This is a genomic window from Actinotalea sp., from assembly GCF_041597215.1.
In the GTDB taxonomy this organism is placed as follows: Bacteria; Actinomycetota; Actinomycetes; order Actinomycetales; family Cellulomonadaceae; genus Actinotalea.
Genome location: NZ_JBFHHB010000176.1, coordinates 1 through 6,598 on the forward strand (window position 1 = coordinate 1; position 6,598 = coordinate 6,598).

Sequence of the window (6,598 nt, forward strand, 5' to 3'; positions counted from 1 at the left end):
GGGCACAACCCCCAGAAGATGACCTCGGCCCGCTCCACGGCGAAGCCCTGACGGTCGGCGAGGTGGACGCACGGCCCGTCCTCGGCCGAGCAGTCGACGTCGACCAGGTGGCCGCAGCCGCGGCAGGCGAGGTGGTGGTGGGCGGTGGCCCGGCGCTCGTACCGGGCAGGGAAGCCGGCGAGGTCGACCCGGTGCACCAGACCCGCAGCGGTCAGTGCATCGAGCAGGTGGTAGGTCGCCTGGACCGAGACCGAGCCGATCCGTTCGCGCACGGCGGTGGCGATCTCGTCGGTGGACAGGTGCGCAGCGGTGTCGAGGACGTCGAGGGCCGCGACCCGGGCGGCCGTCACCCGCAGGCCCTGCTCGCGCAGCAACGTCGAGGCGGTCGTCACGGACCCAGTCTCTCCTCTATATTGGAATTGGTCAAATATAAGAACTGGTCACTTCCGGAGGAATGATGACGACGACGACCCCCGTCGAACCGGTTGCGGAGCCGGTGCGCGCCCCGCGACTCGCTCACCTGCCCGTCACCTTCTTCGCGACGGTCATGGGCCTGGCGGGCCTCGCCCTTGCCTGGCGCAAGGCCGCCGCGATGGGTGCGCCCGAGGCGGTCTCGACGGTGATCTTCTGGATCGCCCTCGCGGTCGGGGCTGCCGTGGCCCTCGCCTACGCGGCGAAGATCGTGCTGCACACCGACGCGTTCCGAGCCGAGATCCGTCATCCCGTCCGGCTGGCCTTCGTCCCCACCTCGACCATCGCCCTGCTCCTCCTCGCGGCGGCGGGGCGGGAGATCGTCCCCGGGCCGGCGACGGTCCTGTGGTGGCTCGGTGCCGTCGGTCAGGTCGCGTTGACGCTCGTCGTGCTCTCCGCGTGGATCAGTCGCCCGACCTTCACCAGCACCCATGTCAGCCCCGCATGGTTCATCCCCGTGGTGGGTCTGGTCGTCGTGCCGATGGCAGGGGTCGACCTCGGCCCGATGTGGCTGAGCCGGTTCGCCTTCTGGGCCGGGATGCTCCTGTGGCTCGCTCTGCTGCCGATCGTGCTCCAGCGCCTCTTCGTCCACGAGCAGCCGCTTCCCGCACCGCTGCTGCCGACCCTTGCTGTGCTCGTCGCCCCGCCCTCGGCCGGGTTCCTCGCGTGGACGGCGCTGAACGGCGGGACGATCGACGTCGCGGGGGAGGCGCTCCTCGACGTCGCCGTGCTCTTCGGGCTGCTGTTCGCCGCGCTCGCCCTCCGGCTGCGTCGGCTGCCGTTCTTCCTGTCCTGGTGGGCCTTCGCCTTCCCGCTCGCCGCCCTGTCGGCGGCCGTCACCACGGCGGCAGCCACGCAGGCGGTCGCCGCACTCACCGTCGTGGCGTGGACGCTCCTGGCGGCGGTCAGCGCGCTCGTGCTCGTCCTGGCCTGGCGTACGGCCGGCGCGATGGCGGCCGGTCGGATCTGCGTCCCGGAGTGACCCGGCTCAGACGGTGAAGCGCCCGACGAGCTCGCGCAGGTCCGCCGACATCCGGGCGAGCTCGCCCACCGCCCGGGTCGACTGCTCGACGCCGGCAGTCGTCTGGACGGCCGAGCCGGCCACGCCGGCGATCGTCTGGGCGATCTCCTGCGATCCCGTGGCCGCCTCCGCGACGTTCCGGGTCATCTCGGAGGTCGTCGCCGTCTGCTCCTCCACCGCCGAGGCGATGGTCGCCTGGAAGGCGTGGATGGCGTCGATGATCTGCGAGATCCTGCCGATCGACTCGACCGCGCCGGTGGTGTCGGACTGGATGGCCTCGACGCGGCGGGCGATGTCCCCGGTGGCCCTGGCGGTCTCCTGAGCGAGCTCCTTGACCTCTCCGGCAACCACGGCGAAGCCCCGGCCGGCCTCCCCGGCCCTGGCCGCCTCGATCGTCGCGTTGAGCGCGAGCAGGTTCGTCTGGTCGGCGATCGAGGTGATCACCTTGACCACGTTCCCGATCTCCCGGCTCGACTCGCCCAGTCGCGAGACGGTGCTCGTCGTGGACTGGGCCGCGTCGACCGCGTCGTCGGCGATCCGGGAGGCCTCTCCCGCGGTCCGCGCGATCTCCCGGATCGAGGCACCCATCTCCTCCGCTCCTGAGGCGACGGTCTGCACGTTGCGGCTGACCTGCTCGGCCGCGGCCGAGACGACACCGGCGCGGACGGAGGTCTCCTCCGCCCCCGCTGCGATCTGCGAGGTCGTCCCGGACATCTCCTCGGCAGCTCCGGCCGTGAGGACCGCAGCTCCCTCGATCCTGCCGACCAGCGTGCGCAGGCTCCCGATGGCGTCGTCGAGCGAGGCGGCCATCCGGCCGACCTCGTCCCTGCCGGTCAGCCCGGTGGAGACGGTGAGGTCCCCGCGCTGGAGGGCGCCCGCGACCGACTCGACGGAGCGCAGCCGGCGTACCAGGGCGCCGACCACGAGGGACCCGAGCCACAGCGCCGCGACGAGCCCGATCGTGAGGATCGCGATGACGGCGGTCCTGTCCTGCACGTAGGCGTGCTCGGCCGCATCGGCGGTCGCGGCGATCTCCGCGCGTTCGCTCGCCATGAGCTCGTCGAGCACCAGGGTCATCGTGCCGACGGTCGAGCCGCCCACGTCGCGCGCCGCGGCCCAGGACTCCAGGTCGTTCGCCCTGCCGGCGGGGTAGAGGTGCTGGTCACGGAGCACCAGGTAGGTCTCGAGCTGGGACTCGAACGCGTCGAGCAGGGCCAGCTGCTCCGCGGTGGGGCCCGACGCCCGGTACTCCACGAGGACGGAACGGACCCGGGCCTCCCAGGTCGACGCCGCGCGCTCGAACCTCTCGGCGCTCGCGGCGTCGGTGCCGACGGCCTGGTTGGTGACCGCGAGCCGGAGCTCGGTCGTGGAGCGTTCGAGGTCGCCGGCGAGGGCGACCATCGCCACACCCTCGTCGGCGATCCGCTGCGTCTGCCCGCTGGTCTCGTGCAGCGCGACGAGCCCGTAGGCGCCGACGAAGACCGCCACACCGGCGGCGAGCCCGAGGGCGGTGAGCACCTTGGTCCTGACCCCGAGGTCGCGGAACCACGAGACGGGGTGGAGGGCGGAACCCATTGCTGGCGACTCCTCGGGACGGATGATCGGGCGGGTTGCAGGGCACCGCGCGAGCACGGGCGCCACACCTAGGTCATCGACCGCCGTGGCGGAACCTGAGCCCTTCGGCAGGTCAGACCGCGTCGACCTGGCGCTCGGCCAACCAGTCGTCCAGCGCCTCCTCCGCGACCGGGCGGCAGAGGTGGTACCCCTGCACGGCATCGCAGCCGAAGCCCTCGAGCAGGTCCCACGCCACCTGCTCTTCGACGCCCTCCGCGACCACGCGCAGCCCCAGGGCGTGTCCCATGTCGATGCTCGCGGTGACGATCGCCGCGTTGGAGGAGCTGCTCATCCCGATGACGAAGCTCCGGTCGATCTTGAGCTCGTGCACGGGGAGGCGGTGCAGGTAGGCGAGGGAGGAGTACCCGGTGCCGAAGTCGTCGACCGAGAGGCTCACGCCCAGGTCGGCGAGTCGCACCAGGGCGGTCCTGGCCCGCTCGCGGTCCGACATGATCGAGCTCTCGGTGATCTCCAGCACGAGCGCCTGCCCGGGCAGCCCGTGCCTGGCCAGCGCGGCCTCGACGTCGCGCGTCAGATCGGGGTCCAGCAGGGAGTGCGCGGAGATGTTCACGGCGACGGTGAACGCCTCGTCGACCGTGCGCCGGCGCGCGGCGAGCGCAAGGGCGGAGTCCAGCACGGCGAGGGTCAACGGCCGGATGAGCCCCGTGCTCTCCGCGAGCGGGATGAACTCGTCGGGGGCGAGCAGGCCGTGGACGGGGTGCTGCCAGCGCACGAGTGCCTCCACCCCGTGCACCGCTCCGCTGCCCGCCTCCGCCTGCGGCTGGTAGTGCAGCACGAGCTGCCCGCTCTCGATCCCTCGGCGCAGCTCGCCGAGCAGGCTGAGCCGCGCCGTGCTGTTGAGGTCGTGACGGGGGTCGTAGACGGCAATTCCCGACTGCTTCGCCTTGGCCGCGTACATCGCGACGTCGGCATGCTGCAGGAGGGTCGCCACGTCGACGCCGTGCTCGGGGCTCACAGCGATCCCGAGGCTCGCGCCGACGTCCAGGTCGAGACCGTCGACGGGGAAGGGGCTGTCGAGCGCTGCGAGGAGCCGCTCGCCGACGAGACGTGCGGCGTCGACGTCCGCGACCTGGTGCAGCAGGACGACGAACTCGTCCCCGCCGAGCCGTGCGACGACGTCACCCTCGCCCAGGACGGACCTCAGGCGAGGGCCGACGAGCCTGAGCAGGAGGTCGCCGTGGTGGTGGCCGAGGGTGTCGTTGATCTCCTTGAAGCGGTCGAGGTCCAGCAGGAGCAGGGCGAGCGGGTGACCGCCACGCCGCGCCTCGTCCAGGGCCAGCCGTGCCCGGTGCTCGAGAAGGGTGCGGTTGGCCAGGCCCGTCAGCGCATCGTGCTCCGCGAGCTCACGGTTCGTCTCGGACTGCACGCGCAGCCTGCGGCTCGCGGTCGCCACCAGGCGGAACAGGGCGACGTAGAGCACGAGCAGGCCGGCGCCGAGCCAGCCGAACACGACGGCCGTGTCCGTGCGGACCGCCGCCGCCGTGTCGGTGTACTCCGTGACGATCTCGATGACGAGCTCCGGGGAGTCGTCCCCGGTGGTGGAGAACGGGGCATCGACCACCAGGACGCTCGCGCCGGGGTGCTCGGCGGGGACGTAGCCGTCGCTGCGCACCCGCTCGGGGCCGGCGATCACGGAGACCGGCCGGCCCGCCAGTGCCTCGACGGCGGAGGCCGGAAGCGTCTCGACCGTGCCGATGCTCGCTCGTTCCGTGGAGAAGGCCACGGTGCCGTCCGCGAGCCACGCGGTCGCGCTGAGGACCTCCGAGGAGATCTCCGGGTCGCCGAGGATCTCCTCGGAGAGGGACTGCTGCGCAGGGTTGGCGACCCCGGGTCCGGAGGAGGGGTCCCAGGCGACGCCGGGGGCGAGGAACGTCTCCCTCACGAGGTGGAGGTAGACCAGGGAGGAGCGCTCGGCGTTGTCCAGGGCGCGGTCGGAGATCACCGAGCGCAGCTGGAGGCCGAGGGCGAGCCCGAGGCCGGCCATGACGACGAGGGCGACGACCCCGAACCGGGCGAGCAGGGACGGTCGACGCGCGGAGCGGAACGCTTCTGCGGCCCACAGCCCGCGCTGTTCGAGGTTCACCTCGTGAGCATCGGCGGTCCGGCGCGGACGGTGGATCGACCAGCCGGGTGAAATACGTGAGAGGTCCTCGGGACCATCGGCCCGCGTGTCGGGCCCCCCGGTGTCCGGATGATGGGGTGTCCGTCGGGCCCGGCGGCGGTCCTCGACGACGAGAGGCCAGCGGAGATGAGCGACCTGTCCGCCCTGTTCGCGCCCGGCCGCATCGGGCGGCTCACCGTGCCCAACCGGATCGTCCTCGCTCCGCTGAGCAGCCGGATGACCGGACCGGACGGGGCGATGAGCGCCCGCGAGGTCGCGTTCCTCGCCGCCAGGGCCCGGGGTGGGGCGGGTCTGCTCGTCACCGGTCCCGTCCTCGCCTCCACCGAGCACGAGCCGTTCAGCGGCGCCATGGCCCGGGTGGACGACGACGCCTTCGTCCCGCCGATCAGACGCATGGTCGAGGCCGTGCACGCGGCAGGTGGGTTGGTCTCGGTCCAGCTCTCGCCGGGGAGCGGACGGCTCGGGCCGGCCGAACCAGGGGAGCGAGCGCCCGTCTCCGCCTCCGCGACGCCGTGGCTGAGGGACCCGACGATCGCCTGCCGTCCGCTGTCCGACGGGGAGATCCGGCGGCTCGTCGAGCGGTTCGGGCAGGCCGTCGCGCGGCTGGCCGACGCCGGGGTCGACGCCGTCGACGTGCACGGGCACGGGGGCTACCTCGTCGACCAGTTCCTCAGCGGGCTGTGGAACCTGCGCACCGACGACTGGGGCGGTTCCGTCGAGCGCAGGGCGCGGTTCGCGGTGGAGCTGGTCACCGCCGCACGCGCCGCCGCCCCAGGGCTTCCCGTGAGCTTCCGCCTGTCCACCGTCCATCACCTGCCGGGCGGGCGGGAGCTCGAGGAGTCGGAGCAGATCGCCGACCTGCTCGAGAAGGCAGGGATCGACCTGCTCATCGCGGAGGAGGGCGCGGCCCTGTCTCCGGCCCGGATGGCGCCGGTCGGCTACCTCCCGCCCGCCGGCCACCTCCACTCGGCCTCGGTGCTCGCGCGTCGGCTCGCCATCCCGGTCATGGTCGCCGGCAGCCTCACTCCCGAGCTCGCTGCGACGGCCGTGGCGGAGCGGGACATCGACTTCGCCGGGATGGGGCGGGCCCTGCTCGCGGACCCCGATCTCCCGCGGCGGCTGGCGGAGGGCCGTGCCGATCGGGTGCGGCCCTGCGTGAGGTGCGACCAGTGCCTCGACGCGATCCGTTCGGGCCGGACCCTGCGGTGCGCAGTCAACCCCCTGGCCGGCCGGGAGACGAGCGTCGCCGTCCGGACCTCGCCCCACCCCCGCAAGGTCGTCGTCGTCGGCGCCGGGCCCGCCGGGCTCGAGGCCGCGCGCGTCGCTGCGCTGCGCGGGCACGTGGTCGA

At 73.0% G+C, this 6,598-nt stretch carries 4 protein-coding genes and 1 pseudogene; 2 read left to right on the forward strand and 3 right to left on the reverse strand.

Going from position 1 to position 6,598, the window contains the following annotated elements:
* A partial coding sequence (locus ABWK99_RS11915; RefSeq protein WP_372594922.1) for a Fur family transcriptional regulator occupies nucleotides 1-392 on the reverse strand: 392 nt, incomplete at its 3' end.
* A 65-nt stretch (nucleotides 393-457) separates the two neighbouring features.
* On the opposite strand from ABWK99_RS11915, the gene ABWK99_RS11920 reads away from it, so the two are divergent.
* Nucleotides 458-1,453, forward strand: a complete 996-nt coding sequence (locus ABWK99_RS11920) for a hypothetical protein (RefSeq protein WP_372594923.1) — start codon at nucleotides 458-460, stop codon at nucleotides 1,451-1,453.
* Nucleotides 1,454-1,459: 6 nt separating this feature from the next.
* Here the strand turns inward: ABWK99_RS11920 and ABWK99_RS11925 are convergent, their stop codons facing one another.
* Nucleotides 1,460-3,067 (reverse strand): methyl-accepting chemotaxis protein, encoded by a 1,608-nt coding sequence (locus tag ABWK99_RS11925; protein WP_372594924.1) that lies wholly within the window; start codon nucleotides 3,065-3,067, stop codon nucleotides 1,460-1,462.
* Nucleotides 3,068-3,179: 112 nt separating this feature from the next.
* The gene (locus ABWK99_RS11930; protein ID WP_372594925.1) at nucleotides 3,180-5,210 is read right to left on the reverse strand and encodes a putative bifunctional diguanylate cyclase/phosphodiesterase; all 2,031 of its coding nucleotides are present in this window, start codon (nucleotides 5,208-5,210) and stop codon (nucleotides 3,180-3,182) included.
* 165 nt (nucleotides 5,211-5,375) lie between these two features.
* Here ABWK99_RS11930 and ABWK99_RS11935 point away from each other — a divergent pair.
* Nucleotides 5,376-6,598, forward strand: a pseudogene (locus ABWK99_RS11935) (NADH:flavin oxidoreductase); the annotation flags it as partial.

Excerpts from the sequence above, each read along its gene's own strand:
- ABWK99_RS11920 (WP_372594923.1), top strand. The coding sequence starts at position 458 with ATGACGACGACGACCCCCGTCGAACCGGTTGCGGAGCCGGTGCGCGCC.
- ABWK99_RS11925 (WP_372594924.1), bottom strand. The coding sequence starts at position 3,067 with ATGGGTTCCGCCCTCCACCCCGTCTCGTGGTTCCGCGACCTCGGGGTC.